At 68.9% G+C, this 25,956-nt stretch carries 24 protein-coding genes; 5 read left to right on the top strand and 19 right to left on the bottom strand.

The features are described 5' to 3' along the window. Window positions 1-1,314, top strand: coding sequence for a phosphoribosylamine--glycine ligase (gene purD, locus I7X12_RS18875; protein WP_198061559.1), 1,314 nt, complete (start codon window positions 1-3; stop codon window positions 1,312-1,314). 96 nt (window positions 1,315-1,410) lie between these two features. Here purD and I7X12_RS18870 read toward each other — a convergent pair whose 3' ends face one another. Beyond that, window positions 1,411-2,205 (bottom strand): hypothetical protein, encoded by a 795-nt coding sequence (locus I7X12_RS18870; RefSeq protein WP_198061558.1) that lies wholly within the window; start codon window positions 2,203-2,205, stop codon window positions 1,411-1,413. Between the two features lie 259 nt (window positions 2,206-2,464). Between I7X12_RS18870 and I7X12_RS18865 the strand changes: the two genes are divergently transcribed. Continuing rightward, complete coding sequence (locus I7X12_RS18865) at window positions 2,465-3,151, top strand: hypothetical protein (protein WP_198061557.1); 687 nt, start codon at window positions 2,465-2,467, stop codon at window positions 3,149-3,151. Between the two features lie 45 nt (window positions 3,152-3,196). Here the strand turns inward: I7X12_RS18865 and I7X12_RS18860 are convergent, their stop codons facing one another. From I7X12_RS18860 to I7X12_RS18850, 3 genes are all read right to left on the bottom strand, one after another. Continuing rightward, on the bottom strand, window positions 3,197-3,709 hold the full coding sequence (locus I7X12_RS18860) for a plastocyanin/azurin family copper-binding protein (RefSeq protein ID WP_232342920.1): 513 nt from the start codon (window positions 3,707-3,709) through the stop codon (window positions 3,197-3,199). Window positions 3,710-3,856: 147 nt separating this feature from the next. Beyond that, window positions 3,857-6,529 carry a heavy metal translocating P-type ATPase gene (locus I7X12_RS18855; protein ID WP_198061556.1) on the bottom strand — a complete coding sequence of 891 codons (2,673 nt, stop codon included), beginning with the start codon at window positions 6,527-6,529 and terminating at the stop codon, window positions 3,857-3,859. 116 nt (window positions 6,530-6,645) lie between these two features. Then, window positions 6,646-7,110, bottom strand: coding sequence for a GNAT family N-acetyltransferase (locus tag I7X12_RS18850; RefSeq protein WP_198061555.1), 465 nt, complete (start codon window positions 7,108-7,110; stop codon window positions 6,646-6,648). Window positions 7,111-7,600: 490 nt separating this feature from the next. Between I7X12_RS18850 and I7X12_RS18845 the strand changes: the two genes are divergently transcribed. Then, window positions 7,601-8,743, top strand: a complete 1,143-nt coding sequence (locus I7X12_RS18845; protein WP_198061554.1) for a methyltransferase — start codon at window positions 7,601-7,603, stop codon at window positions 8,741-8,743. A 21-nt stretch (window positions 8,744-8,764) separates the two neighbouring features. Here I7X12_RS18845 and I7X12_RS18840 read toward each other — a convergent pair whose 3' ends face one another. The 3 genes from I7X12_RS18840 to I7X12_RS18830 form a co-directional block, all read right to left on the bottom strand. Further along, window positions 8,765-9,361 carry an AsnC family transcriptional regulator gene (locus tag I7X12_RS18840; RefSeq protein ID WP_198061553.1) on the bottom strand — a complete coding sequence of 199 codons (597 nt, stop codon included), beginning with the start codon at window positions 9,359-9,361 and terminating at the stop codon, window positions 8,765-8,767. 75 nt (window positions 9,362-9,436) lie between these two features. Further along, complete coding sequence (locus I7X12_RS18835) at window positions 9,437-10,132, bottom strand: metal-dependent transcriptional regulator (RefSeq protein ID WP_198061552.1); 696 nt, start codon at window positions 10,130-10,132, stop codon at window positions 9,437-9,439. 94 nt (window positions 10,133-10,226) lie between these two features. Beyond that, window positions 10,227-10,793, bottom strand: a complete 567-nt coding sequence (locus tag I7X12_RS18830) for a peroxidase-related enzyme (protein ID WP_198061551.1) — start codon at window positions 10,791-10,793, stop codon at window positions 10,227-10,229. A 98-nt stretch (window positions 10,794-10,891) separates the two neighbouring features. Here I7X12_RS18830 and I7X12_RS18825 point away from each other — a divergent pair, with 98 nt between their 5' ends. After that, complete coding sequence (locus I7X12_RS18825) at window positions 10,892-11,431, top strand: metal-dependent hydrolase (RefSeq protein WP_198061550.1); 540 nt, start codon at window positions 10,892-10,894, stop codon at window positions 11,429-11,431. Between the two features lie 21 nt (window positions 11,432-11,452). Here I7X12_RS18825 and I7X12_RS18820 read toward each other — a convergent pair whose 3' ends face one another. Beyond that, window positions 11,453-11,704 carry an MTH865 family protein gene (locus I7X12_RS18820; protein WP_198061549.1) on the bottom strand — a complete coding sequence of 84 codons (252 nt, stop codon included), beginning with the start codon at window positions 11,702-11,704 and terminating at the stop codon, window positions 11,453-11,455. Between the two features lie 127 nt (window positions 11,705-11,831). Here I7X12_RS18820 and I7X12_RS18815 point away from each other — a divergent pair, with 127 nt between their 5' ends. After that, a complete protein-coding gene (locus I7X12_RS18815; protein WP_198061548.1) occupies window positions 11,832-13,310 on the top strand; it encodes a PQQ-dependent sugar dehydrogenase in 1,479 nt (492 codons plus the stop codon). Window positions 13,311-13,344: 34 nt separating this feature from the next. On the opposite strand, the gene I7X12_RS18810 is transcribed toward I7X12_RS18815, so the two are convergent. From I7X12_RS18810 to I7X12_RS18760, 11 genes are all read right to left on the bottom strand, one after another. Continuing rightward, window positions 13,345-13,935: a DJ-1/PfpI family protein gene (locus tag I7X12_RS18810; protein WP_198061547.1), complete on the bottom strand. Its 591-nt coding sequence runs from the start codon at window positions 13,933-13,935 to the stop codon at window positions 13,345-13,347. Window positions 13,936-14,054: 119 nt separating this feature from the next. After that, window positions 14,055-14,867: an HAD-IIA family hydrolase gene (locus I7X12_RS18805; RefSeq protein ID WP_198061546.1), complete on the bottom strand. Its 813-nt coding sequence runs from the start codon at window positions 14,865-14,867 to the stop codon at window positions 14,055-14,057. Window positions 14,868-14,951: 84 nt separating this feature from the next. Continuing rightward, the gene (locus tag I7X12_RS18800) at window positions 14,952-16,391 is read right to left on the bottom strand and encodes a hypothetical protein (protein WP_232342918.1); all 1,440 of its coding nucleotides are present in this window, start codon (window positions 16,389-16,391) and stop codon (window positions 14,952-14,954) included. After that, window positions 16,388-17,176: an ABC transporter ATP-binding protein gene (locus I7X12_RS18795; RefSeq protein ID WP_198061545.1), complete on the bottom strand. Its 789-nt coding sequence runs from the start codon at window positions 17,174-17,176 to the stop codon at window positions 16,388-16,390. Before I7X12_RS18795 ends, I7X12_RS18800 begins: the two co-directional genes overlap by 4 nt. A gap of 103 nt (window positions 17,177-17,279) precedes the next feature. Then, window positions 17,280-17,720: a hypothetical protein gene (locus I7X12_RS18790; protein ID WP_198061544.1), complete on the bottom strand. Its 441-nt coding sequence runs from the start codon at window positions 17,718-17,720 to the stop codon at window positions 17,280-17,282. Between the two features lie 99 nt (window positions 17,721-17,819). Beyond that, window positions 17,820-19,652, bottom strand: coding sequence for a PH domain-containing protein (locus tag I7X12_RS18785; RefSeq protein WP_232342916.1), 1,833 nt, complete (start codon window positions 19,650-19,652; stop codon window positions 17,820-17,822). Next, the gene (locus I7X12_RS18780) at window positions 19,649-20,329 is read right to left on the bottom strand and encodes a PH domain-containing protein (RefSeq protein WP_198061543.1); all 681 of its coding nucleotides are present in this window, start codon (window positions 20,327-20,329) and stop codon (window positions 19,649-19,651) included. Before I7X12_RS18780 ends, I7X12_RS18785 begins: the two co-directional genes overlap by 4 nt. Before the next feature lie 97 nt (window positions 20,330-20,426). Then, window positions 20,427-21,401 carry an aldo/keto reductase gene (locus I7X12_RS18775; RefSeq protein WP_198061542.1) on the bottom strand — a complete coding sequence of 325 codons (975 nt, stop codon included), beginning with the start codon at window positions 21,399-21,401 and terminating at the stop codon, window positions 20,427-20,429. 94 nt (window positions 21,402-21,495) lie between these two features. After that, window positions 21,496-22,524, bottom strand: coding sequence for an ABC transporter permease (locus I7X12_RS18770; RefSeq protein ID WP_232343160.1), 1,029 nt, complete (start codon window positions 22,522-22,524; stop codon window positions 21,496-21,498). A gap of 130 nt (window positions 22,525-22,654) precedes the next feature. Further along, window positions 22,655-24,787 carry an ABC transporter permease gene (locus I7X12_RS18765; RefSeq protein ID WP_198061541.1) on the bottom strand — a complete coding sequence of 711 codons (2,133 nt, stop codon included), beginning with the start codon at window positions 24,785-24,787 and terminating at the stop codon, window positions 22,655-22,657. Then, window positions 24,784-25,683 (bottom strand): ABC transporter ATP-binding protein, encoded by a 900-nt coding sequence (locus tag I7X12_RS18760; protein ID WP_198061540.1) that lies wholly within the window; start codon window positions 25,681-25,683, stop codon window positions 24,784-24,786. The genes I7X12_RS18765 and I7X12_RS18760 overlap by 4 nt, the downstream gene beginning before the upstream one ends. Window positions 25,684-25,956 lie beyond the last annotated feature (273 nt).

The raw sequence follows: 25,956 nt of genomic DNA, 5'->3' as shown, positions 1-25,956 counted from the left end.
ATGACAGAGACAGTCCTGCTGGTCGGCGGCGGCGGGCGCGAGCACGCGGTCGCTCGCGCGCTGGCCGACTCCGACGCGGATCTCTACGCCTGCGCGGGCAACCGCAACCCCGGCATCGCCCGGCTCGCCGAGGGCTTCGAGTCGCTCGACACCACGAACCCGACGGCGGTCACGGCCTACGCCGAGGAAATCGACGCCACGCTGGCGGTCGTCGGCCCCGAGGCGCCCCTCGCGGCGGGCGTCGCCGACGCGCTCGACGACGCCGGCGTCTACGCGTTCGGTCCCCAGGAGGCCGAGGCCCGCATCGAGACGGACAAAGCGTTCCAGCGCCGCTTCATGGAACGGCACGACATCCCCGGCTGCCCGGTCTTCGAGACCTTCGAGGACATGGACGCCGCCTGCGACTTTATCGACGAGTTCGACGGCGACCTCGCCGTCAAGCCCGCCGGCCTCACCGGCGGCAAGGGCGTCCGCGTCACCGGCGACCAGATCACCAAAGAAGAGGCCAAGGAGTACGTCCGCGAGTCCGACTACGAGCGGATCGTGCTCGAAGAACGGCTGGTCGGCGAGGAGTTCACCGTCCAGGCGCTCGTCGCCAACGGCGACGTGCGGGTCTCTCCCGCTGTCCAGGACCACAAGCGCGCCTACGAGGGCGACGAAGGCCCGAACACCGGCGGGATGGGCAGTTACTCCGATTCGACGCTGGAACTTCCCTTCATGGACGAGGACGACTACATGGAGGCCGTCGACGTGATCGAGGCCGTCGTCGACGCGCTGGAGGGCTACAAGGGCGTCCTCTACGGCCAGTTCATGCTCACCAGCGAGGGCATCAAAGTGGTGGAGTTCAACGCCCGCTTCGGCGACCCCGAGGCGATGAACACGCTTCCGGTGCTGAACACGGACTTCCTCGACGTGCTGACGGCGGCCCGGGACGGCGACGCGCTCCCGCAGCTTTCGTTCGCCCCGAAGGCGACCGTCTGCAAGTACGCCGTCCCCGACGGCTACCCGACCGATCCCGACAGCGGTGCGAAGGTCACCGTCGACGAGGAGAGCGCGGCCGCCGCCGCCGAGGGGACCGACGGCGAGGCGCTGCTGTACTACGCCAGCGTCGACGAGCGCGACGACGGCATCTACACGACGACCTCGCGGTCGTTCGCGGTCGTCGGCCTCGCCGACACGATCGAGACCGCCGAGGCGATCGCCGAGGACGCGCTCGCGGCCGCCGGCGACGGCGTCCGCATCCGCCACGACATCGGCAAGCCCGACCTGGTCCAGCAGCGCATCGACCACGTCGCCGAACTGCGCGGCGAGTGAAGAGTGAAACCAGCCTTGAAAAAACGCCGGGTCACGGATCCACGTGGACCCGATAGTCGGCTAAAATGAACAGGACAACAGCGTTCCGCCGTCTAGTTAGTTAAATGATAGATTCACCGGCGTCGCGAAGGCGTTGTCTTCGTAAGAGGTCAGCGCGAACTTACACTCGGCGATGTTGTCGACGTTCGAAGTGAGGACCGCGCCGAACCCTTCCTCGGTCGTCTCGATCTTGACGCGAGAGTGGTGAGCGACCTCGCCGACGTTCGAGGCCGACCACTCGAAGTTCGCGCAGTCGTTACGCTCGCTGCAACTGTCAGTGGACGCGTCGGGGAGTTTATCGACGATAGTCGTTCCGGCGAGCGCGACAGCGTAGTAGCTGTTCAGTACCCCGGCCGTCTGGTTGATCGTCGAGATCGCGAGATTCTGGAGTTCGTCGCCGCTGTTGGGCCACGCCCCCGTCACCGCGCTGTCGTCGGTGGTGTAGATCGTCATGTCACCGTCGAAGGAGTTGGCTCGCTCGATACGGAAACCGTGTGAGGAGATGTCGTCCTGTTTCTCGTCATCGTCGTTCAGACAGAGGGCCTGCGTACTGATGCCGAACGTGGTCGTGTACCCGCTGCCGTTGTCCATCTCGTCCGCGTTCAGTACGGTTACTGTCGTTGTCGATACGTTCCGGTGGTCGTAAATCAGGTCGTCTTGTTCGTTGGTGATCGTGACCTCGTCGTCGATGCTCTCCTTGACGTCTTTGTACGGAGGCTCCAGTTCGTCCCACTTCTCGGCGGCCACGGAACCGGTGGCCACTCTAGCCGCGGGGATTCCCGCTGCGATACCGAGCGACGAGCGTTTGAGGAAGCGACGCCTCGATGGGTTGGACAATTTATCTCGTACCATCATGTCATCCAATTAGTAATGTTTTATTAGTATTTTATAATGTCTAGTTACCATCCTAGTACTTAATTTATAATAAACACGGGAGAACCAAACGCTGAGCGTGGATGTCTAAAACTACCAATTGGTTAATCACAAATCATAAATCAGTTTTAGAGTTACGATTCGTCCGTTGTCGGATTCAGCGAGGGAGGGACCGCGTGTTGGGACGAATTACTATCAATCCGAAATACTTATCTAGAATAATTACTGGGTGATGGTTGTGGAGACCAAAGTATTCGTGGCCTTGTTACTAGGAGGAGTGCTACTGTCAGCGCCCGTCCTCGGGCCGGTGCTGGACGTGACCGGCACCGATTACGTCTACGACGCGACTGAGGTGACGGCCGAGGACGGCCGGATCTCTGTCGAGACCACCAGGGGCCAGCCCAGCCCGACAGACCAGATTGCCTGCATGAGCGAGTTCGCAGCGGAGACCTACGACCGCGGCTGTTACCTCGAATCTGGACTCCACGAGGGCAACACGACGGTGACCTACCCAGCGGACGGGAGCGACACGGTCGGCACCCCCATCCCCGAGTACGTCGTTTTCGGTGCTGAGGGCGTCCCCTACCGTCGCCAGACCGCGTCCGAGGGCAAAGAGACGACGTTGGGTCTGCAGCGAGTCCCACCGGAAGAGGCACTGAGCGCAGTCGCGTCACGTCCGATGAGCGACCCGGGGGCAGAGCGCATCATCGAGCAGGGCCGGACCGAGGTCGACAGCCCACTGCCTCTCGGTCCTGATCATAACGAGATCTACGAGTACGAGGACGGATACGTCGCGGTGTTCAGACTCTATGAGACACAGGGGCTGTCAGAAAAGCCCGCCGTAGAGCGCGGGTTGGAAGGACTCGCCGTCCTATTGGGGGGCGCCGCCCTGTTCGTTGCCGGTCGAATGGCGAACGACGGGTAGCTCTAGGATTCCGGGATGGATCCTAAGTTTAGCGCGTCCGCTAGGTCACTGTACCGAGATTCCGCCTTTCATGCCGGTCGCCTCGTGGGGTCCGCAGTAGTAGGTGTAGACACCGGTCGTCTCCAGCGTGACCGAGTAGGTCTCGCCCTGGTCGACGATGGCCATCTCGCCGCCCTCGGTCCCGTCGAGGGAACCGCCGTCGGGCTGGCTCTCCGGTTTGACGTTGTGGTTGGGTGACTCGAACTCGAAGTTGACCGTCGTCCCCGAGTCAACGCGGAGGTACACCGGGTCGTACACGAAGTTACCATCCGGTCCGACCGCGACCGTGACCTCGCTCTGGCCGCGCGCGTCCTGGCTGGTGTTGCCCATCGCGTCGTCGAGGTACGAGGGCCAGGACGGCGTCCCCTGGCTCCCACCGTCGCCGCCGTCGCCGCCGTCCGTATCGCCGCCATCCCCGCCGTCGCCACTGGTCTCCGTCGAGCAGCCCGCGAGCACGCCAGCGGTCGCCATCGCTCCGATACCACCGAGCAGCCGTCGACGTCGGATTCCGTCGGTCATGTCGCAACTGAATCCTTGGGTCCCCACCGAAAAGAGGGTTCGCAATACAGACCGTGATAGACCGCCTCGATGCTGTCAGTCGCACGAAATCGCCAGATCCGGCCGAACCAGTTCGGCCGGTCGACGGGGTGTCGCGAGGGGTCGCCCTCAGCGGAGGAACCCGAGCAGTTCGTAGTCGTGGTCGGGCTCGTACCGGCGAAAGAGGAGGCTGTTGGTCAGCACGGAGACGCTGGAGACCGCCATCGCCGCGGCGGCCAGCACCGGCTGGAGCAGCCCCAGCGAGGCCAGCGGGATCATCGCGGTGTTGTAGCCCAGCGCCCAGAAGAGGTTCTGCTTGATCTTCGACAGCGTCCCCTCCGAGACGCGGACGGCTTTCACCACGTCCAGCGGGTCCGAGCGCATCAGCGTCACGTCCGACGCCTCGATGGCCACGTCGGTGCCGCTGCCGATGGCGCAGCCGACGAACGCCGTCGCCAGCGCCGGCGCGTCGTTGACGCCGTCGCCGACCATCATCGCTCGGCGGCCGTCGGACTGGATCTGCTCGACCGCGTCGGCTTTGTCCTCCGGTAGGACGCCGGCCATCACGTTTCCGGGGTCGATGCCCACCTGTTCGGCGACGGCCTCGGCGGTGCGCTCGTTGTCGCCGGTGATCAGCCACACGTCCGTGCCGCGCTCGCGGAGTTCGGCGACGGCGGTCTCGGCCGACTCCTTGACGGTGTCCGCGTCGGCGACGACGCCGAGCAGCCGGTAGTCGCCGGCGGCAGCGTCGATGTCCCCGTCGCCGGCGCCCTCACCGTCGGCGAGCGCGACCAGCATCGCGGTCTTGCCCTCTCGTTCGAGTCGGTCCATCGCGTCCTCGGCGGGGGTCACGTCGACGCCCGCCTCGCGTAGCAGCGTCCGGTTGCCGACGAGAACACGTCCGTGGCTCGTCGTCGCCCTGACGCCCTGGCCGGGGACGTTCTCGAACTCGTCGGCGTCCTCGACCTCGATACCGCGCTCGCGAGCGCCCTCGACGATGGCCTCGGCCAGCGGGTGTTCGCTACCGGACTCGGCGCTCGCGGCGACTTCGAGGACGAACTGCTCAGACACCTCCGACTCGACGACGGCTCCGCCGTCCGCGGCCGCGTCGTGCTCGACGCTCCCGCCGTCCGTCGCCGGCAGCGCGACCACGTCGGTCAGTTCCATCTCGCCCTTCGTGAGCGTCCCCGTCTTGTCGAAGACGACGGTGTCCACGTCGCGGACCCGTTCGAGGATGTCGCCGCCCTCGAAGAGGACGCCGTTTTGCGCGCCGATCGTGGTGCCGACCATCGTCGCCGCGGGCGTCGCCAGCCCGAGCGCGCAGGGACAGGCGATCAGCACCGCCGACGCGAAGACGACGACTGCGAACTCGAAGACGCCCACGGCCGCGGGACCGCCCGCCGCGAGTCCCCACAGCGGCAGTCCACCGACGAATCCGGCCAGCGCCTCGGGGAACGCGTACCAGACGCCGCCCCAGAACAGCGCGTTGACGATGACCGCCGGGACGAAGACCGAGGAGATGCGGTCGGCGACGTTCTGGATCTCCGGCTGACGGCTCTGGGCGTCCTTCACGCGGGCGACGATCTGCTGGATCGCCGTCTCCTCGCCGACCTTCGTCGCCTCGACGACGAGCACGCCGTTCTGGTTGACCGTCGACCCGATCACCTCGTCGCCGGGCTCCTTCGAGACGGGCACCGATTCGCCGGTGACCATCGACTCGTCGACCGCGCTGTCGCCGTCGACCACTTCCGCGTCCGTGGGAATCTTCTCGCCCGGTCGGACTTTCAGGCGGTCGCCGACCTCGATCTCAGAGAGCGGCACTTGCTCCTCACTGCCGTCTTCCCGCACCACGGTCGCGGTATCGGCTTCCATCTCCAGCAGCGACCGGATCGCCTCCGAGGCCTGGCCCTTCGAGCGGGCCTCGAGGTAGTTGCCCAGGGTGATGAACACCAGGATGAGCGCCGCGGTGTCGAAGTACAGCCCTTCCCCGGGGAACCCGAGCAGTCGTGCGACCGAGTAGAGATACGCCGTCGACGAACCCAGGGCGATCAGCACGTCCATGTTCGCCGTCCGGTTTTTTACGACGGCCGTGTACGAGTTCTCGTAGAACTCCTTTCCCAGCGCGTACTGGACGGGCGTCGCGAACGCGAAGGCGGCCCAGCCGAGCGGGATCCCTTCGAAGGTGGCGTCCATCCACCCGGGTGCGAAGAGGTGGCCGGCCATCATCGCCAGCAGCGGCAGCGACAGCACCGCACCGAACAGCGTGAGGTTGCGCTGGCGACGGATCTCCGCGTCGCGCGCGGCCTGCTGCGGATCGGTCGCGGTCTCGCCGCTCTCATCGCTGGCTCCGCTCTCGCCGTCGTCACTCCCTGCGGTCCCGTCCTCGCGGACCGGCGAGTACCCGGCGCCCTCGATCGCGTCGTAGACGTCGTCCAGCGACGCCGCGGCGGGATTGTAGGTCACCGTCCCCTCGTCGGTGGCGTAGTTCACGTCCGCGTCGACGACACCTGGCGTGTCACGCAGCGCCGACTCGGTGGTCTCCGCGCAGTTCGCGCAGGACATGTCGGTAATGGCCACGGAGACCGTCTCGCTGGCCGCCTCGTAACCTGCGTCCTCGATCGCCTCGTAGATCGCTCGTAGGCTCGTCTCCGCGGGGTCGTACGTGACGCTCCCCTCGTCGGTCGCGTAGTTGGCGTCTACCTCGGAGACGCCCGCGAGCGAGCCCACGCGCTCCTCGATGGTTTGCGAACAGTTCGCACAGCTCATCCCCTGTAGCTGCAGTCGTATCGTGCGCTCGCTCATGATGCGTCTAGATAGGGACTCCCTATTCATGCGGTTTGTCCCTGTGTTTCGAAAGTTCCAGGCGCGTTCGATTTTCGATCCCATCCGAATACCATCGTCAGCCAACGGTCCGAATCTCAGTCCACCCGCCGAGTGTAGGTCACCTGTTTCGGTTCGAAGCCGCTGTCCTCGTAGAACCGCCGGGCGCCGTCGTTGGCCCACTCGCAGGAGACCTCGACGTAGTCGACGCCGCGGTCGTTGGCGACCTCCATCACGGAGTCGAGGGCCGCGCTCCCGTGACCCTCGTCCCTGTGCTCCGGTTCGACGTACAGGTCGACGATATCGAGGTACTCCGAGTGGGTTCGAGAGGGGTGTTCGCCGGAACGGAGGACGAGGAAGCCGCGCTCGTCGTCGCCCACGGTGAGCAGATAGACCGTCGTGTCGTCCGCGGAGAGCAGCCTCTCGAATCCGGCCTCGGCGGGCTCGGGGTCGTCGTAGGCGATTTCGTTCAGGTCGTCGTACTGCTCCATCGCCGTCGCGAGCGCGAACCAGTGCTCGGCGAGGGTCTCGGTGTCCCCGCGGGTCGCTTCGACGAGTTCCATGTCGGTCGGTCAGCCGGGGGGCGCATACGTGTTCCCCCAGTCCGGAACCGGACCGCACCTGCGATGGAGTCCCACGCCACGGAAACGCCTTAGTAGGACGCCCGGAAACGACGGGACAGGATGGACAACGGCCCGAGGTCGGGCCGCGCCCTCCGATTCGCGTAGACCGTCGACGGCAGCGGCGGTCACGCGGGCGGGGCGGGCTCGACCGGCTCGCCGGCTGTGGGCCGGGCGGATGCGTGTCGGAGTCGCTGTCTGGCGCGTCTTCTCTCCGCCCGGTCGCGCTTTCGGCACCCGAGGTCGCGCTTGCGGACAGCGGTGGGTGTCTTCTCGGCACGTCACGTCCGGAGGCGCGGCTCCGAGTCGGTCGACGAACGCCAGCCCTGCCGACCATCCGAATGCCACGCCACACACGCCCGCGACCGCACAGTCCCGACGACCACCTCACCGCCCGCACTCGACGGAGGCCACACGCCTCGGAGGGGTCCCGATGACCGCCCGCCGGGAGCCGCTCGTCCTCGGCTCGCGCACCGACGCCGGCCCGGACCGGTTCACGTTCCACACCGCCGATGGCGTCCCCGATGCCGACTCGTTCTGCCCCGGCGAGCTGCTCGCGCTCGAAGCCCTGTGGGACCGCGACTGCGGCCGACTCCGGACGGTCGGCGCTCGCTACGGCGTCGTCGGGGTCGTCCTCGCCGAACGCGCCGAGCGAGTCGAGATGTCGACTCCCAGCGCTCGTGCGGCGGCGCGCTGCGAGCGCAACACCGCCGAGAACGACGTCGACGCGACCGTCGAACTCGCGACCGGTCTCGCCTCGGTCGACGGTCCGGTCGCCCGCGAGTTCGACACCGTCGCTTTCGTTCCCGAACCGTACACCCCGATCGAGGTGGGGATCCGTCGTCTCCGCTCCGCGCTCGCGTCGCTCGCGAGCGACGGCACCCTCTATCTCGCCGCGAAGCCCGAGGCGGGACTCGGACGATACGAGGACGCCCTCGCCGGTGCCGCGGCGACCGTCGAGGCGGCCGCCGAACGCAGCGGCTGGACGCTCCTGCGCGCGACCGGATCGCGGAGCGCCGACGGTGGCCGCCCCGACCCACCGTTCGGCCGGATCGAGACGACCGTCGCCGGGGTCGACCTGACGTTCGCCACCGCACCGGGACTGTTCGCGGCCGGCGAACTCGACCGCGGGACGCGCCTGCTCGCGGAGACCGCGACGGTCGCGGACGGCGACAGGGTGCTGGATCTGTGCTGCGGCTACGGCCCGCTCGCGGCCTACGCGGGTCGGGTCGCCGACTGCGACGTGTGGGCGACCGACGACGACGCGCTCGCGACCGCGGCCGCCGAGCGGACGCTCGCCGCGAGCGGCGTCGACGGTCGGGTCGTAACCGCCGACTGCACCGCCGGCGTCGCCGACCGGAGGTTCGACACCGTCTGCTGCAATCCGCCGACGCACGCCGGGCACGGCGTGCTCGCAGATCTGTTCCGCGGCGCGGCCGACGTGCTCGCGAGCGGCGGCCGCTGCTGGGTCGTCCACCACCGCGCGCTCGATCTCGACGGTTCGCTCGCCGCCTTCGAGCGCGTCGAGACGGTCGCGACCGGTGAGGAGCACGTCGTCCGACTCGCGCGACGCTGAGAGCGGACCGAACGACTCGAATCAGCCTTCGGCGCCCGCTCGTAGTTCCTCGTACATCTCGACGAAGGAACCCTCGCAGGACTCACAGCAGAAGTGGTAGGTCTCGCCGTCGAGTTCGCGGCTCTCGCCCTCGGGGGTGACGGTGTTGCCGCACTCGTCGCAGGTCAGCGCGAGTTCGGCCTCGGCGACGGAGGGATTCCACGACCGATCCGACAGCAACGACACCTCGTAGTCGCGCACGTCATCCATCACGACCGTCGATTCGAGCAGCGAGAGCACGTCGCCCTCGGGGACGGTGGCGGTGAAGACGACGCGCTCCTCGGCGGTGGTGAAGACGTGCTCGACGGGGTCGGCCTCGCCCAGCGCGTCGGCGACCGCCGATGCCGCTCGGGGGGTCACGTTCAGCGTCACCAGAACGGGCGCGCCCTCGCGGAGCTTCGAGCGGTCGACGTCGAGTGTGAACCCGCGGATGACGCCCACGTCTTCGAGGCGTTCGACGCGGTCGGCGACCGCCGGCGGCGACAGGTCGACGGCGTCGGCGATGTCGCGCCAGGAGCGACGCGCGTCGTCAAGCAGGAGGTCGAGGATCGTCCGGTCGGTGTCGTCGAGGTCGCGCATACGCCCACTGAGCAGGCCACGAGAGAAATGGTTTCGGCCGATCGACGGGTCGATCGGGTTGGGGCGCGACCCGACTCAGGCCGCGCCGCTCGCGCTCTCGGTCGGCTCCTCCGGTGCGCCGACGAAGATGGTCCCGGCGACGCCCTCCGGCAGCGAGACGGTCCCCCCGGCTTCGGCGAGCGCGACGGTCACCATCCCGATGGGTGCGACCTCCTCGACGACGAGTTCGGTTCCGGGCGTGATGCCGGCCTCGTCGAGGTAGGCCAGTTCCTCGGAGTCGCGGTCGCGGACCCGCCGGACGACGACAGTCTCGCCCTCGGCGCAGTCGTCGAGCGTCTCGCCTGCGGTCTCGTCGACGGGGTCGAGGGCGTCGGTCGGTATCGGGTCGCCGTGGGGGTCGACGGTCGGGTCGTCGAGCATCTCGGCGACTCGTCGCTCGAAGGTCTCGCTGATGTGGTGTTCGAGCCGGTCGGCCTCGTCGTGGACCTCCGCCCAGTCGTAGCCCAGCTCCTCGGTGAGATACGTCTCCAGCAGCCGGTGGTGACGGACCACTTCCAGCGCCACGGTCTCCCCCTCGGGCGTCAGCCGGACGCCCTTGTACTTCTCGCGCTCCACGAGCCCCCGGTCCTCCAGCTTCTCCATCATGCTGGTCGCCGTCGGCGCCGTCACGTCCAGCAACTCCGCGATGTGCGAGGTGGCGACCGGCTCCTCGCCCTCGCGCTGGAGCTCGTAGATCGCCTTCAGGTAATCCTCCATCTTGGCGCTGAGCATCGTTCGAGTTTAGACTCATCTAATCCTTAAGGGTGTTGCACCGAACGGGCACGCTATCGGTCGGATCGGTAACGACGGCGACGCAGGGTGGCCGTCAGCGGCCGAGGTCGTAGAACTCGTCGTTCGGTCGCATGTCCGCGAGGTGGGCCATCCGGTTGGAGAGGTTGAAGAAGGCGGTGACACTGCCGATGTCCCAGATCGCCCGCTGCGAGTACCCGTGTTGGCGCAGCCGTTCGAAGTCGTCTTCGCCGATCTCGGCTTGGTTCTCGGTCAGTTTCACGGCGAAATCGAGCATCGCCCGTCGCGCCTCGGAGACGTCCGCGGTGCGGTGGTTGCTCGCCAGTTGCTCGGCGATCTGGGGGTCGTCGGCGTAGATCCGGGCGAGCGCGCCGTGGGCGACGTTGCAGTACAGGCAGTCGTTGGCGCCGCTGACGGCGACGATTATCATCTCGATCTCGGCGCGGTCCAGCTCGGTGTGCTCGACAAGCGCGTCGTAGTACTGGAAGAAGGCCCGGAACTGCGACGGCCGGTAGGCGTACGCGAGGAAGACGTTCGGGACGAAGCCAGCGTCGGCCTCCTCCTCGGCGATGCGCTCTTGGAGGTCGTCGGGCAGTTCGTCCACGTCGGGGACCGGGAACCGCGTCATCGCTGGGTCGCTCATACCGGATCCCCGCCCGGAACGGGCTTGAGTGCTCGGGCGCCGACGGGGGGAGCGTCCCGAGAGCGTAAGTACGGTGGCGGTCACAGCTACGCACGACGATGTACAAGACGGGTCACTACGGGGCCGCGCTGCTCGTCTACGCACCGGTCGGCGGCGCGCTGCTGGTCGCCGGGTTCGACGCCGCGGCGCTGGTCGGCGGCGCCGTCGTCGTCGCCCTCTCGGGGCTTCCAGACGTGGACCAGCGGATCCCGTTCGTCGAACACCGCGGGCCCACGCACACCGTCGGATTCCTCGTCCTCGTCGGGCTCGCCGTCGGTGCCGCCGGCGCCGCGGTCGGGGGAGCGGTCCCGGCCGAGCAAGCGTTCCTGTCCGGGGACGCGGTCACGTGGGCAGTAGCGGTCGCGTCCGGCGGGACGGCGGCGCTGGGGGCGTTCGGCTTCCTCCTCGGGTCGCTCGCGGTCGCCTCGCACCTGCTGGCCGACGCGCTGACGCCGATGGGTATCACACCGTTCCGGCCGCTCTCGGACGCTCACTACACGATATCGCTGACTCGGGCGGACAACGCGGTGGCGAACTACCTGCTGCTGGGGATCGGAGTCGCGGTGACGGTCGCGACGGTGTTGGTCACCGGCGGATAGCGGAGGTGCCCGTCGCCCGAGTCAGAGCAGGTCCTGGTCGTCGAGTTGCTCCATGACGTCGTCGACGAACGCGTCGACGCTGTCGTAGGGGAAGTTGCCGCTGCCGAGCTTCGTGTTGAGCTCCATGGCCGTCATGGAGAAGTCGCCGGACTCGAACTTCGTCCCCGGACCGTTCGGCAGCGCCGGTACCAGATCCATCGGACTGGAGATCGGATAGTCCGCGCCCTCGAACGCCTCGGTGAACTGCTCGCGCAGGTCTTGCCTGTCAACCATACCCCTAGATGTCCGTAAGGCAGTAAAAAAGGTTCGAGATTCACATCTCCAAACGAGTTGCTCGTTTATTCGCGCCACCGGGTGTCGCGAACCCAAGGTTCCTATCAGTGGACCACGAAGTCGGTCCATGACCGAGGAGAGACTGACGCGACGACGCGCGCTCGCGGTGAGCGGACTGGCACTGACCGGTGGTCTGGCGGGCTGTGGAAGCGACTCGAACGGCGACGGGGCGGGGGGTGACCCGTCGAGTCCCGACGGCACCGCGACGGACGGATCGCCGGCGACGACCGACGCCCCGGGCGGCCGGACGGCGACCGCCGACGGAGACGGGACGGCCGCCGGGACGGCGGCGTTCGAAGACCTGACCGTCCGGGCCGAACGGGTCGCTTCGGGGTTCACGTCCCCGTTGGCGCTCGCGATCCCTCGGGAGGGTCGGCGATTTATCGTCGACCAGGCCGGCCAGATCTACCTCCAGGAGGACGGGAGCCTGCGCGAGGAGCCGTTCCTCGACGTGTCCGACCGGATGGTCGACGTGAGCGGCTACAGCGAGCAAGGGCTGCTCGGACTCGCCTTCCACCCGAAGTTCGCCGACAACGGCCGGTTTTTCGTCCGCTACAGCGCGCCGGCCCGCGAGTGGGTGCCCGGCGACTTCTCTCACACGTTCGTCCTCTCGGAGTTTCGCGCCGAGCCGGGTGCGGCGACCGCCGACCCCGAGTCCGAGCGGGTAGTCATGGAGGTCGCCGAGCCGCAGGGCAACCACAACGCCGGCGCGATCGCCTTCGGCCCGGACGGCTACCTCTACGTCGCGACCGGCGACGGCGGTCGCTCGAACGACCAGGGTGCGGGTCACGTCTCCGACTGGTACGACGCCGTCGACGGCGGCAACGGCCAGGACGTCACCGAGAACCTGCTCGGGAGCATGCTCCGGATCGACGTGGACACCGACGCCACGACGGGGACGCCGACGGGCGGAGACGGCGGCGGCGATACCGCTGGCTCGGACGGACCGGCCCGAAACTACGCGATCCCCGACGACAACCCGCTCGTGGGGAGCGACGGTCTCGACGAGCAGTACGCCTGGGGCTTCCGGAACCCCTGGCGGTTCTCCTTCGGACCCGACGGCCGGCTGTTCGTCGGCGACGTGGGCCAGGGCGCCTGGGAGGAGGTCTCGGTCGTCGAGCGCGGTGGTAACTACGGCTGGAACGTAAAAGAGGGGACGCACTGTTTCCGGGCCGACGACTGTCCGGACGAGAGTCCACGCGGTCGGCCACTCCGGGACCCCGTGATCGAGTATCCCCACGGCGGCGCAGACGTGAGCGGGATCGCCGTCGTCGGCGGCTATCTCTACGACGGCGACGCGATACCCGGCCTCCGCGGCCGCTATCTCTTCGCCGACTGGCGGGCCGGCGGACGGCTGTTCGCCGCCCGCGAGACCGACGAGGGGCTGTGGCCGACGACGACGGTGTCGGTCGAGTCGGACGAACAGTTCGGCCCGATGGTGCTCTCGTTCGGCCGGAATCCGGCGGGGGAGCTGTTCGTCTGTACGAGCGCGAGCGGACAGGTATCCGGCGAGAGCGGCGCCGTGTACCGACTGACGGGTGCGTAGCTTCCGAGAGAAACGGTCGGTGAGCGGGTCGCGGTCAGTCCGCGGTGAGCGGCTCACCGTGCTGGATGTCCGTGCCGAGCACGTCGAGGAACGCGGCGATCCATCCCGGATGATCCGGCCACGCCTGGGCGGTGACGAGGTTGCCGTCGGTGACGACGCCCTCGGCCCACTCGCCGCCGTTGGCGCGCACGTCGGCCTCCAGCGCGGGGTAGGCGGTGCAGGTCCGCCCCGCGACGGCGTCGGCGGCGACGAGGATCTGCGTCGCGTGGCAGATGGCGGCCACGGGCTTGTCCTCGGCGAAGAAGTGCTCGACGGCGTCGACCACTTCGTCGTAGTTGCGGATGTACTCCGGGGCGCGCCCGCCCGGGAGGACGAGTCCGTCGTAGTCGGCGGGGTCGACCTCGTCGAGCGTCGCCGTCAACTCGAAGTCGTGGCCCCGCTCTTCGAGATACGTCTGGTCGCCCCGGAAGTCGTGGACCGCGGTCTTGACCGTCTCGCCCGCCTCCTTGTCGGGACAGACGGCGTCGACCTCGTGACCGACCGCCTGGAGCGCCTGGAACGGTACCATTACCTCGTAGTCCTCCCCGAAGTCGCCGGTGATGAGCAGTAGCTTCTTGCCTGTCATGGTAATGAACCCCCACTGAGTTCGCCTACACCTTAGTCTCGCGACAGTATAAGCGTATCTCGACCTGTCGGAATCGGGACCCGAAACGCTCGGAGCGGCCGCCAGCGACCCGCTCGCGCTCACTCCAGTAACGCGGGCAGATCCGCCAGCGAATCGAGGACGGCGTCGGGGTCGACGTCGCTGTCGGCGGCGTCGGTCCGAGTCGAGACGCCGGTCAACACCAACGCCGTACGCATCCCGTGGTCGGCGCCCATCCGCAGATCCGTGTCGAGGCGGTCGCCGACGACGAGACAGTCCTCGGCCGGGACGCCCAGCCGAGCGAGGGCGTCTTCGGCGGCTTCGGGCGAGGGCTTGCCGAGCACTCGATCGGGCTCGCGGCCCACCGTGCGGGCGACGGCGCCGATCACCGCGCCGGACCCGGGGACCAGCCCCTCGGCCGTCGGGATCGTCCGATCGGGGTCGGTCCCGAGGAAGGTCGTCACCTCGTCGACCCCGGCGAGAGCCTCGCACATGTCGTCGTAGTCGAACCGCTCGTCCCACGAGGCGACGAAGACGTCGGCCTCTCGCGGGTCGTCGACGAGCCGTTGGCCGGACTCGCGGAGGTACTCGCCCAGCGAGTCCGATCCGAGGAGGTAGGTCGGCTCCGCCGGATGGTGGTCGCGGAGGAAATCGCGGGTGACCGTCGAGGCGGGGAGGATCTCCGATTCGTCGGCCTCGATGGCCATCCCGTCGAGGCGGTCGACGTACTCGACGGGCGTCTTCGTCGGGTTGTTCGAGCAGAAGCAGACGGCGATCCCCTCGTCTCGGAGGGCTGCGACCGCCTCGGCGACGCCGGGGAGGACGCCGTCGCCGCGGTAGACCGTCCCGTCGAGGTCGAGGACGACGCCGCGGATCCCGTCGAACGGGCGCTCGGAGTCGGGTTCGGTGGACATTCGGTTCTCGGCCGGCGATAGGGACCCTCGGGGCAAAAGGGGGGCGGTCCAGGGGAGCGGGCGGCGGTCGGTGACGAGGACCGCTCAGCGCAGCTTCCGCTGCCAGCGCGGCCCGGCGCGCTCGGAGAGAGCGACCCCGACGGCGGCGGCGACGAGCGAGACGCCGGCGGAGACGCCGACCGCGAGCGCGGGTGCCTCGGTGTATGCGAGCGCGGCGACGACCAGCGGGACGGCGACGGCGGCCAGCGCCGCGCCGAAGGCGACGAACAGCGGCGTGTCGAAGAGTAGTTCGTTCGGCGCGAAGCCGGTGACGTAGGCCGTGACGCCGAAGACGTAGACCGCCACCAGCGGGAAGACGACCGCGCCGACCGCGACCTGGGTCGGCGAGAGCCAGACCAGTGAGCCGAGGAGATAGACCAGTCCGGCGGGCACGGAGAGGGCGAGAAAGGCCGTCCGTTTGCCCGCGAACGCGGTCGACAACGACAGCGGCAGGCGCAGGTACTCCTCGGCCGTGTCGAACTGCGTCACCCAGCTGTAGGTGGTGAAAGCGCCCAGCCCGAGCAGCGTGCCGACGGCGATGCCGTAGGAGGGCGCCAGCGTCGTCGCCCGCGCGACCTCGCGGACGAGCAGGACGGTGACGCCGAACAGCACGCCCATCGAGAACAGCACTTTCCAGACCGAACCCGACGAGCGGGCGACCTCGAGCAGCGTCCGCGTCGCGACCCCGTCGCCGTCGCGGATCGCCGATCGAACGCGCTCGTACCGCTGGGGCGCCGACCGCGCGCCGCCGCTCTCGACCGGCTGGAACGCCAGCGGCCCGGCCGCGGCGAGCGCGGCCGCGGGACCGAACCCGAGCGCCGCCGACCGGAGCGACGGGTCGAGGTAGAAGCCGTACGGCGAGAACGCGACGGCGTCGAGCCGCCCCGTGAGTATCCCCGCGGCGACCGCGAGGACGAGCGCGAGCACGGCCGCCCTGCTCCGGGTGCCGACGCCGGTGAGCGTGAGGCTCGTCCCGACGCCCAGCGCGAACGCGCCGGTCGTCGTCAGCCACAGCAGCGCGACGCTGCCGGGGGACTGGCCCGCCGAGAGCGCGACGGCGGCGTAGCCGACCGCCATCGGTACGAGGAACAGACCGGAGTAGTACAGCAGGTCCTTGACGACGAAGACCCCGAGCAGGCGCCGCCAGGTGACCGGGAGCGTCCGCGCCGAGAATACGAGCAGCGTCACGTCGCCCAGCACGTCCCGCAGCGCGTCCCGACCGACGAGGCCGATGGTCCCGACCTGGAGGCCGAAGAAGAAGACCAGCCCGTGCAGCCCGGCAGCGACGGCTTCGATAGAGGTGCCTGCGACCGTCAGCAGCCAGACACCGAGGGCCGCGAAGAGGGCGACGACGAGCGGGAACGCGGCGAAGCGGTCGCCGAACAGCTCCGCCTGCAGGCGCCACTCCTCGCGGATCATCCGGACGAGCAGGCGCGTCGAGAGGCCGCCGCGGCGGTTCGGCGTCGCCGAGTCGGCGCCGCTCATGGGTCGCGCTCGTCGGTCTCGGCCGGGGTCGCCGCCGGTCCGGCGACGGCTCCGTTCTCGGGTCCCGTCTCGTTCCCCTCGGGTTCGACCTCCTGTCGGAAGTAGTCGAGCAGCTGCTCGTCGGGGTCGAGGTCGCGCGGGTCGCGCTCGGCGACGAGGTCGCCGTCGCGGACGATGCCGACCGACGTACACAGCTCTTCGGCGACTTCGAGGAAGTGCGTCGAGAGAAAGAGGGTGTTCCCGCGCTCGCAGTAGTCGCGCATGTGGTCTTTGACCTCGGCCTGCATGATCGGGTCGAGGTTGACCAGCGGCTCGTCGATGAAGACCAGATCCGGCTCGTGGACGAACGTCTGGGCGAGCATCACCCGCTGGCGCTCGCCCTCCGACAGGTCCGTCGAGATGGTATCGAGCGTGTCGACGAAGCCCAGCCGGTCGGCCCACTCGGCGATGCGGTCGTCGACCCCCGACAGGCCGCGCACGTCGCCGACGAACTGGAGGTACTCCCGGGGCGTGAGGAAGCTCGGCGGGTCCTCACGCTCGGGGAGGATCCCGACTGCCTCGCGCACCGCGAGCGGGTCGCCCGCCGGGTCGTGGCCCAGCACGCTCGCGGTCCCCTCGGTCGGGTCGAGCTGGCCGGTGAGGATCTCGATCGTCGTCGTCTTCCCGGATCCGTTCGGGCCGAGCAGGCCGAACAGCTCGCCCTCGGGGACGGACAGTGAGAGCGACGACAGCGCCGTCACGTCGCCGTATCGTTTCGTCAGGTCCATCGTCTCGATAGCTGGCATGTGTGTCTCCTCGGGCCGTCGCGCCCGTTCGCTGTCCCGTATCGACCGGCGACCCGTATAGTGATTCGGACTTTCGGAACGACTGTCAGAAAGAGGAGCGGCCCTACTCGTCGGCCGACTCGCCGTCGTTCGTCTCGGCCGCGTCGTCGTTCGCGTCACCGTCCGCCGCGTCGTCGTCGGCCTCGTCGTCGGGTCCGATGTCGACGCTCAGGTCGGCGCTAGCGCCGTCCTCGCCATCCTCGTCGGTGTCGATCCGGTCGATGCCGTCGAAGGTCGCCTCGGTCGAGTCCTCGTCGTCTCCGCTCGCGGCCTCGGCGCGGCTCTCGAGGAGCAGCGCGGTGCCGCCGGCCGCGAGCATGCCGACGCCGGTCGCCCGGACGGCGCGGACGTACCAGTCGGTCGGTTCCAGCTCGCCGGTGTTCTCGAAGCCCGGGAGCGACATCGTCGCCGCGATCCGGGCGCTCAGTCGTGGCGCGACCGTCGCGAACAGTCCTTTGAGGGCGATCGACGCGTAGGCTACCTTTCGGAGTCCTGCGGGGATCATACAGTGGCACTACGGCCCGGAGATCCCTCAATGCACGAAAAGCGGCAATCGCCGTCGGTCGATCGGAGGCGGTCGGCGCGAGTCTGATGACGGGGGACGTCAGTCGCCGGGTGCCCCGCTCTCGTCACCGGTCGAGCCGGGCCCGCTGGCCTGTCCGACGCGATCTCCGGCCGGTCCCGAACGACCACGCCCTCGGCGGCGGCGCGCGAGCGCCCCGTAGAGTTCGTCGGAGACCGCCTCGCGGATCCGCTCGGCCGCCTCGGCGTCGATGTCGACGGCTTTCGCGTCCTGTCCTGTGAGGCTCTGGGAGCCGGCGGTGTCGACGGTGACAGTCGCCAGGTCGCGCCGGCGCTGGAATATCGTCTGGGAGCTGAAGACGGTCTGGACGCGGTGGTAGGGGACGACCTTCTGCCGGCGGACCCAGAAGCCGTTGCGCGTGACGACGTGGTCCTCTCCGAGCGCGTAGCCGCGATTTTTCCACTTGTAGTGGGCGGCGACGGGCACGAGCGGCGCGGCGACCAGCGGGACGTACCAGTACAGCTGGAAGTCGGTGACCATCGTACCGACGTACAGCAACGCGACGAGGATCGCCAGGCCGATGGCGTAGCGGAAGCCGTACCGCAGGCGCGCCCGCTTGGGCGGGCGTTCGAGCCCGGAGCCGTCGAACGCTTCCAGCGAGCGGGCCAGCGAGACGACGCGGTCGCGCTCGGCGACCGGGATCGCCGACTGCGACCCGTTCGACTCCCCGCCGGTCGGGGTGTACCCGGCCGTCTCGATGGTCAGCGCGGCGTAGCCCAGCGCCCGCGCGAGAACGTTCTCTTCCAGGGTCAGCGTCTGGACCTTCGAGAGGGGGATCGTGCCCCGGAACTTCTGGAGGAGCCCGCGCTCGTAGCGCAGTTCCTCCTCGCCCCGGTCGAGGCGGAACCCGTAGTAGCGGGCGGCGTTGAGCACGCCCGAGACGAGCGCGAGCGCCGCGATGGCCCCCAGCGCGGCCAGCGGGCCCAGGAACGCGCCGATCAGGCTGTCGATCCCGAGGCCGTACTCCCACCAGTTGTCCGGTTGCGCCATCGAGGCGGCCGACGGCGCGAAGATGGACGCACCGAAAAAGAGGAACGACGCGATCCGGAGGTCGACGGAGATCAGCGCGAGGATCCCGAGTTCGCGCTCGGTGATCGAGAACACCGTCTCGAAGCGCTCCTCGTCGGTCGCGGCCGTCTCGCCGTCGTCGGCCTTCGCGACCCGGCTCAGTCGGCTGATCTCCGACTGGAGCGCCTCGGCGTCGTCGACGCCGACGTACCGGAGCTGTGCCTCCGTCCCGCCGCCACCGGCCGTCTCGAGGCCCACCTCGGCGACCCCGAGGGCGCGCTGGACGACGTTCTGACTGATGTCGACGTTCTGGATGCGGCGCAGCGGGATCTCCCGCTTCCGTCGGGAGAGCACGCCCGACCTGATGTCGAACGTGTCGGCGGTGAGTTCGTACTCGAAGCGGCGATAGCGGGCGACGAAGTAGCCGACGAACGCCGCGATCCCGAGGAGGATGGCGACGATCGCGCCGATCGCCAGCAGACTTCGCCCCGAGCCAAACAGTGCCGAGGCGCTGCCGCCGCCGAAGACGAAGAGAGCGATCGCGATGCTGAGGCCCTGCTGGGCGATCTGGTAGGGGATGGTCAGCACGTCGAGCTTCTGTGGGCCCGCGATACGCGGCGTCGTCGACGAGCCTCCTCCGCTCCCGACGTCCTCGGCCGTCGCTCGGCCGACCGACTCACGGTCGGGGTCGTCGGCCGGCGGATCGTCGGCAGTGGCGTCGCCGCGTTCGCTAGCCGATGGGGCGGAGTCGTCGCTCGGGCCGCGCTCGTCGGGGTCGGGCGGCCAGTCGCGTCCGTCGTCCGCGTCCGGCGTCGGTTCGCTCTCGGTGGAGTCGTCGTCGCTCATACCGCGTCTTCGTCCTCGGAGGCGATCGCGAGCCGTTCGAGCCGAGACTGCAGGTCCTCGGCCGTGTCGGGCGTGAGTCCGGGGATCGTCACGTCGGCACCCCTGGAACCGGCGGTGTAGACGACCAGCGTCGAGAGGCCGAGCACGCGCTCGAACGCCGAGCGGCGCGTGTCGATGTGCTGGACGCGCACGTAGGGGACCACCGTCTGGACGCGCGTGAGGACGCCGCGGGTGAGATACAGCGACTCCTCGCGGACCACGTAGCGCCACGACCGGTAGAGGAAGACGGTGCGGACGATCCCGTACACCAGCGACAGGACGAACAGGCCGCCACCGACGGCGACGGCGCTGGATACTCTGTCGAACGGGAGGTACTTCGCGGCGACCGCCCACGTGATGAATCCGACGACCGCCGCCGTCAGGAGAGCACCGAACAGCGGGCCGACGATCCACTCGACGCGGACCGTCGGATCGAGCGTTCGCGGTTCGCCCGGCGTCTCGACGGATTCGGCGACCGGACGGTCCTCGTCGCCGGCCGCCGGGTCCTCGACGTCCTGGGGATCGTACGACGGTGACCCGTCGGTGCCGACCGGGGACTCGCCGGCGGACTCCGCGTCGGCAGCGACGCCCTCGGTGGACGGATCGGCGCCGTCGCCGTCGTCACGGGGATCTGTCATCGAATCACCCGTGGGCCGGGCGCGGTTTAGTGGTATCGGCACCGCGCGCAGATACGAACCGCTCCGACCGACCGGGCCCCACGTCACTCCACAGGCCTCACTCGTGGCCGGACACGCGGACCGGCTCGTACGGCGCTTCGAGGTACTCCGTGTCGGACTCCGAGAGCGAGATGTCGAGCGCCTCGACGGCGTCTTCGAGGTGCTCGATGCTGGTCGTGCCGACGATCGGCGCGTCCACCCAGTCCTTGTCGAGCAGCCACGCCAGTCCGATCTGGGCCATCGTCGCGCCGTACTCCTCGGCCAGCTCCTGACACCGCTCGTTGATCTCGCGGCCGCCGCCCTCGAAGTAGGGGTGTTCGCGAGCGTAGTCGTCGGTCTCCCCGCGAGTCGTCGCGTCGTACTCCTCGTGAGGGCGAGTGAGATAGCCGCGGGCCAGCGGCGACCACGGGATGACTCCCACGTCCTCTTGCTCGCAGTAGGGGAGCATCTCCCGCTCTTCCTCGCGATACAGGAGGTTGTAGTGGTTCTGCATCGTCTGGAACCGTTCGAGTCCGAGCCGGTCGCTGGCGTGCAGAGCGTCGGCGAACTGCCGCGTCCACATCGAGGAAGCGCCGATGTAGCGGACCTTCTCCCGGCGGACGGCGTCGTCCAGCGCCCGCAGTGTCTCCTCGATCGGCGTGTCGTAGTCCCAGCGGTGGATCTGGTAGAGGTCGATCGTGTCCATACCCAGGCGTTCGAGAGAGTTGTCGAGTGCCTGCTCGATTGCCTTCCGAGAGAGCCCGCCCGAGTTGGGGTCGTCGTCGTCCATCTGGAAGAAGCCCTTCGTGGCGACGACGCTCTCCTCGCGGTGACCCTCCAGGGCCGCCCCGAGGACGCGCTCGGACTCGCCGAGCGAGTACATGTTCGCCGTGTCGAAGAAGTTGATCCCCAGGTCGCGGGCCCGCTCGACGAGTTCGATACCGTCCTCTTCGTCCAAGACCCACTCTCGCCAGTCCGAGGAGCCGAAGCTCATGCAGCCGAGACAGATGCGGCTGACCTCGACGCCGGTCGACCCGAGTGTCGTGTACTCCATAGCCGTCGGTGGGCCGCGGCGCGCAAAAAGGTGCGTTCCCCGGGCGCTGTCGCCGGCTCTCCGCGGCGAGGTCCCGGAAGAACCCGACGACTGCTCAGAGCCCCTCGGGGTCGGTCCGGGCGACGAGGCGGCGAGCGCCGACGAACAGGGCGACCGCGGCGACGGCGTAGGCGGCGACGTGGAGCGTCGTCGTCGTAGTCGGGCTGTCGACGGCGAGTTTCGCGACGGTCGTCGCCGGGTGTTCGGGGGCGAACGTCAGCAGGCCGAACCCGAAGATCACCAGCACCGAGTACAGCAGTTGCGCCTGCCGGCGCTTGGCGGTGAGAACGCCCAGCGAGAGCCCGAGCGTGACGACCAGCGTCGTCAGCGCGGTGACGACGAGCAGGATCTGGGGGACGTTCGCGACGCCGATCCCGTTGGTGCTCAACAGCGCGATCCACAGCACGGCCTGGGCGGGCGCGATGAGGACCATCGCCAGCGCCTTGGCGTCGACGATGTCGACCAGCGACAGCGGCGCGACCCGCAGGAGTTCCAGCGTCCCGCGCTCGATCTCCTCGGTCAGCGCGTCGACGGCGACCGACCCGCTGATAAAGGGCGGGAGGAAGAGGAGCAGCGGCACGAGCACCGTGTAGGTGAACCCGAAGTAGGGGCTGGCGTTCACCTCGTCGGGCAGTGGAACCGGCGAGTTGTCGAGGTCGTCCGCCCGGGCGATCCGCTCGGTGCGCTCGACGGCTTCCAGCAGCGTCCGCACCTGGTCGACGATCAGCGTGGTCTCGATGCTCCCGGTCGGCGCGATCACCTCCACGGCGATCCGCCCGCCCGAGTCGCCGGCGAGCAGCGTCGCGTGGACGTCCCCGTCGTGGTAGGCCTCCCGGGCGGCCTCGGGGTTCGGATAGACGACAGTTCGGACGCCCTCCTGGTCCTGGGCCGCCTGGACGAGCGCGTCGTCGTGTTCGCCGGCGACGCCGACGACCACCTCACCCGCCGACACGGACCCGGGGCTGTACAGCGACGTCAGTCCCACGACGAGGAACGACGAGAACGCGGCGACGAACAGCTGGATCAGCAGTGCGAGGACGATCGTCTTTTCGCTTCTCAGCGACGCGAGGTCCCGCTTTGCGATCGTCAGTCGCGGGTCGGCGAACAGCGACCGCTCGGAGGCTTCGTCGTCGTCGCTCGGGTTCCTGGTGGCGCCGCTCGACCCGTCACCCGACTCGGCGGCCGTCGACCCCGGTTGCGGGGCGGGCGGGGAATCACCCGACAAGGGCGGTCACCACCGTGAGGTTGTAGGCGACGTGAACCGCGACTGCGACCACCAGCGCGACGGCGTACGAGCGCCGGCCGCGCCTGGCGCCTAGCGTCGAGATCGTCGCCGTGACGACGTGCAGCGCCAGCGGCGCCAGCAGGAGCGCGACGAACAGTATCCCGAGCGGGACGCCCGTTCCGACGGCCGCCTGGCTGCCCTCCAGCGTCTGCCCTACGGGGAGCGTCTGCAGGTCGGCGAGGCGGACGATCAGCGTGAGCTTCTCCGCCAGGAAGAAGCCCAGGCCGCTGAAGGCGCCGACGACCAGCGCCGTCCGCAGCCGGCCGTCGAACAGCGAGTGAGCGTAGCCGGCGTAGACGTGCAGGCTCTTCGCGAGTTCCTCGACGATAGCGAGCCCGACCAGTACCGCGACGACGATGACCTCGACCGGGAGCTCCGCCTGCCAGAGGGGGTAGGCGAACGCCGCGACCACAAGCTCCGCGACGAGGACGAACGGCAGGAGTACGGCGGTCACGAGCGCGACGCTCCGGCGCCGTTCGATCGGCCCGGCGAGCGCGTCGAGCACCTTGTACGGGATCGGCCGCTGGGTGAACATGTCCTCCTCGCGGTAGAGCCCGGCGCCCAGCCCGAAACAGACCAGCGCCGTCAGCGTCGGCGGTAGCGTCGAGAAGACGAACTGTCCCAGCCCGACCGCCTGGCCCTGGAGATCCCGGACCACGAGCGTCAGCGGCGAGATGAGCGCGATCGGCGTCACGTCCGTGAAGATCGCCGGGACGAACGCGTAGGAGGTCAGCGAGACGGTGATCGTCACCGTCACGAAGGTCAGTTCCTTGAACGACCGCGCGAACATCGCGCCGAGGAAGGTCGCGGCGAGGAAGAGCAACGCGAGCGGGACGACGGCGAGCACGGAGATCGCCGACCCGCCGAGCCCGAGCCCGACCTGGAGGACGAGCGTGATCGCCGTCGCGACGCCGACGGCGGCCGCGAAGTACGGCAGCGTCTTCCCGACGACGATGTCCCCGCGGGAGACGGGGGCGACCAGCAGGAGTTCCCCGCGACGGTTGATCCGCTCGCTCAGGATCGTCGAGCCGTAGGCCTGGATGACGAAGTTCAGCGGCAGGACGAACACGAACGCGAGCACGAGCGACTGGAACGGGAACGGCGGCGCGATGTCCGAGGGCGCGCCGGTCGAGCTCCCGCCGGTCAGGCGCGCGCCGATGCTCGACCCGGCGACGCCGGACCCCTCGCTCGGTGTCGTCACGTCGGCGCTCTCGTCGCCACCGCTCGCTCCGTCGCCGGATCCGTCACTCGAACCGTCACCGGCGCCACCGTCGCTCCCGGCTCCGGTACTTGTTTCGCCGCCACTCCCAGTGCTCTCGCTCCCGCTGCCCGCTCCGTCGCTGGACCCACCGCTCGAACCGTCACCGACGCCACCGTCGCCTCCGGTCCCACTACCGGCCCCTTCACCGCTACCGCCGCCTCCGCCGTCACCGGCGGTCCCGTCGCCGTCTCCGGCCTCGCCGTCGTCGGTCTGGACCGGTAGCGTTCTGGTCTGTGAAACCGCGACTCGCGACGACTCGCGCTCGACGTAAGTCAGGTTCACGACCACCGGGAACGCCGCCGACTGGTTGCGCTCGTCGTCCATGATCCCGTCGTTGTACCGCTTGGTGGTCGACCGCAACTCCGCGACCGCGGCCCGCCCCTTCGTCGAGTCGGTCGAGCGGACCCGCGGTCCGACGACCACGACCTCCTGATCGCCCGCCTCGACGGCCGCCTGGCTGGGGTCCTGCACCCGGAAGGTCTGGTCGAGCGAGGCCGGGCCGTACAGCGGGTCCTCCTCGACGACGCCGACCCGGTAGATGCCCTGGTCGAGCGCGACCCCCTGGCTCACCGCGACGGGCGCCATCGCACCGAGTCCGAGGACCGCCAGCAACGCGATTGCGACCGTCCGCCGGTCGACGCCCCCGGCGTTTTTCGTCACCTCCCACCGGGCGATCCGGGCGACGTTCTCGACGCGCGTGCGGAGCCAGCGAGCGAACCGCTGGGCGGCGGACGCTCCGCTCGCCGTCCCCGACTCGCCACCGGAGCGGTCGTCACCGCCGACCGGCGGCGGGCCGCTCACGCTCGCGACCCCGAGGTCCGCTCGGCCTCGGGGTCGGACTCGGCGACGTCGAGGAACACCTCTTCGAGACTCGACTCCTCGGTCCGGATGTCGACGACCTCGCCGCCGGCAGCCCGGGCGTCAGCCCGCGTATCGTCGACGGCGTCCATGCTCTCGACGACCCGTTTGTGGTACCCGTTCTCACGGGCGCTCTCGGGGACCTCGACGGTCGCGTAGACGTGGTACTCCGTCCGGCCGTACTCCGCCTGGAGTTCGTCGAGGTCCCCTTTCGCCACGACGCGGCCCTCGTTCATGATAGCGACGCGGTCGCAGATGCTCTCGACGTGATAGAGGTTGTGCGCGCTGAAGACGATGGTCTTGCCCTGCTCGCCGAGTTCGCGCGTGAAGTCGATGATGTAGTTGGTCGTCAGCGGGTCCAGTCCGCTGCCCGGCTCGTCGTAGATCAGCACGTCGGGGTCGTTGATGAGCGAGCGCGCGATGGCGACCTTCCGCTTCATCCCCTTGGACATGTCACCCAGCGGGCGGTCGCGGTGGTCGAGTTCGAGCCGTTCGAGCGTGTCGTGGATACGCCGGTCCGCGACGCCCTCGGGCACGTCGTACAGATCCGCGAAGAAGTGCAGGTAGGAGACGGGCGTCATCTCCTCGTACAGCGGCGACTCCTCGGGGAGAAAGCCCAGGCGCTTTCGCATCTCCGTCTCGCCGGCGTCGTATCCGGCGACCGAGACCTCGCCGTCGGTCGGTTCGACGAGGCCGGCGAGCATCTTCAGCGTCGTCGTCTTGCCGGCCCCGTTCGGGCCGATGATGCCGAATACCTCGCCTTCCTCGACCGTGAACGTGCTCCCTTCCACCGCGACGAAGCCGCCGTACTCCTTGCGCAGGTCGCGGGCCGTGATCATTCGACCGTCGCTTGCGGGCGGGGGATTGTATAGGTTCGTCCCCCGTTATCGGATCTGGGTATCGGTCGGCCAGTCTGCACCGATAGCTACCGGACAGACGGGCTGGCGCGCGCTGTCGCGCGTCTCGTCGCGCGACGGTACCGTGCGAGGGATGAGCGAACAGAGTGAGCGAATCGGTTGGGGAGGTGTGTGGCAGTCTGCGGTGCTGTGCGGGGCCGTCCTGGAGGACTGAACGGGCGAGGCGCGCTCGCGTGCAGTTCAGTCGCCTGAGCG

Origin of the sequence: Halosimplex litoreum (genome assembly GCF_016065055.1) — an archaeon.
In the GTDB taxonomy this organism is placed as follows: domain Archaea; phylum Halobacteriota; class Halobacteria; order Halobacteriales; family Haloarculaceae; genus Halosimplex; species Halosimplex litoreum.
The sequence above is the reverse complement of the archived record's forward strand: the minus strand, read 5'-3'. Positions and strand labels throughout refer to the sequence as shown.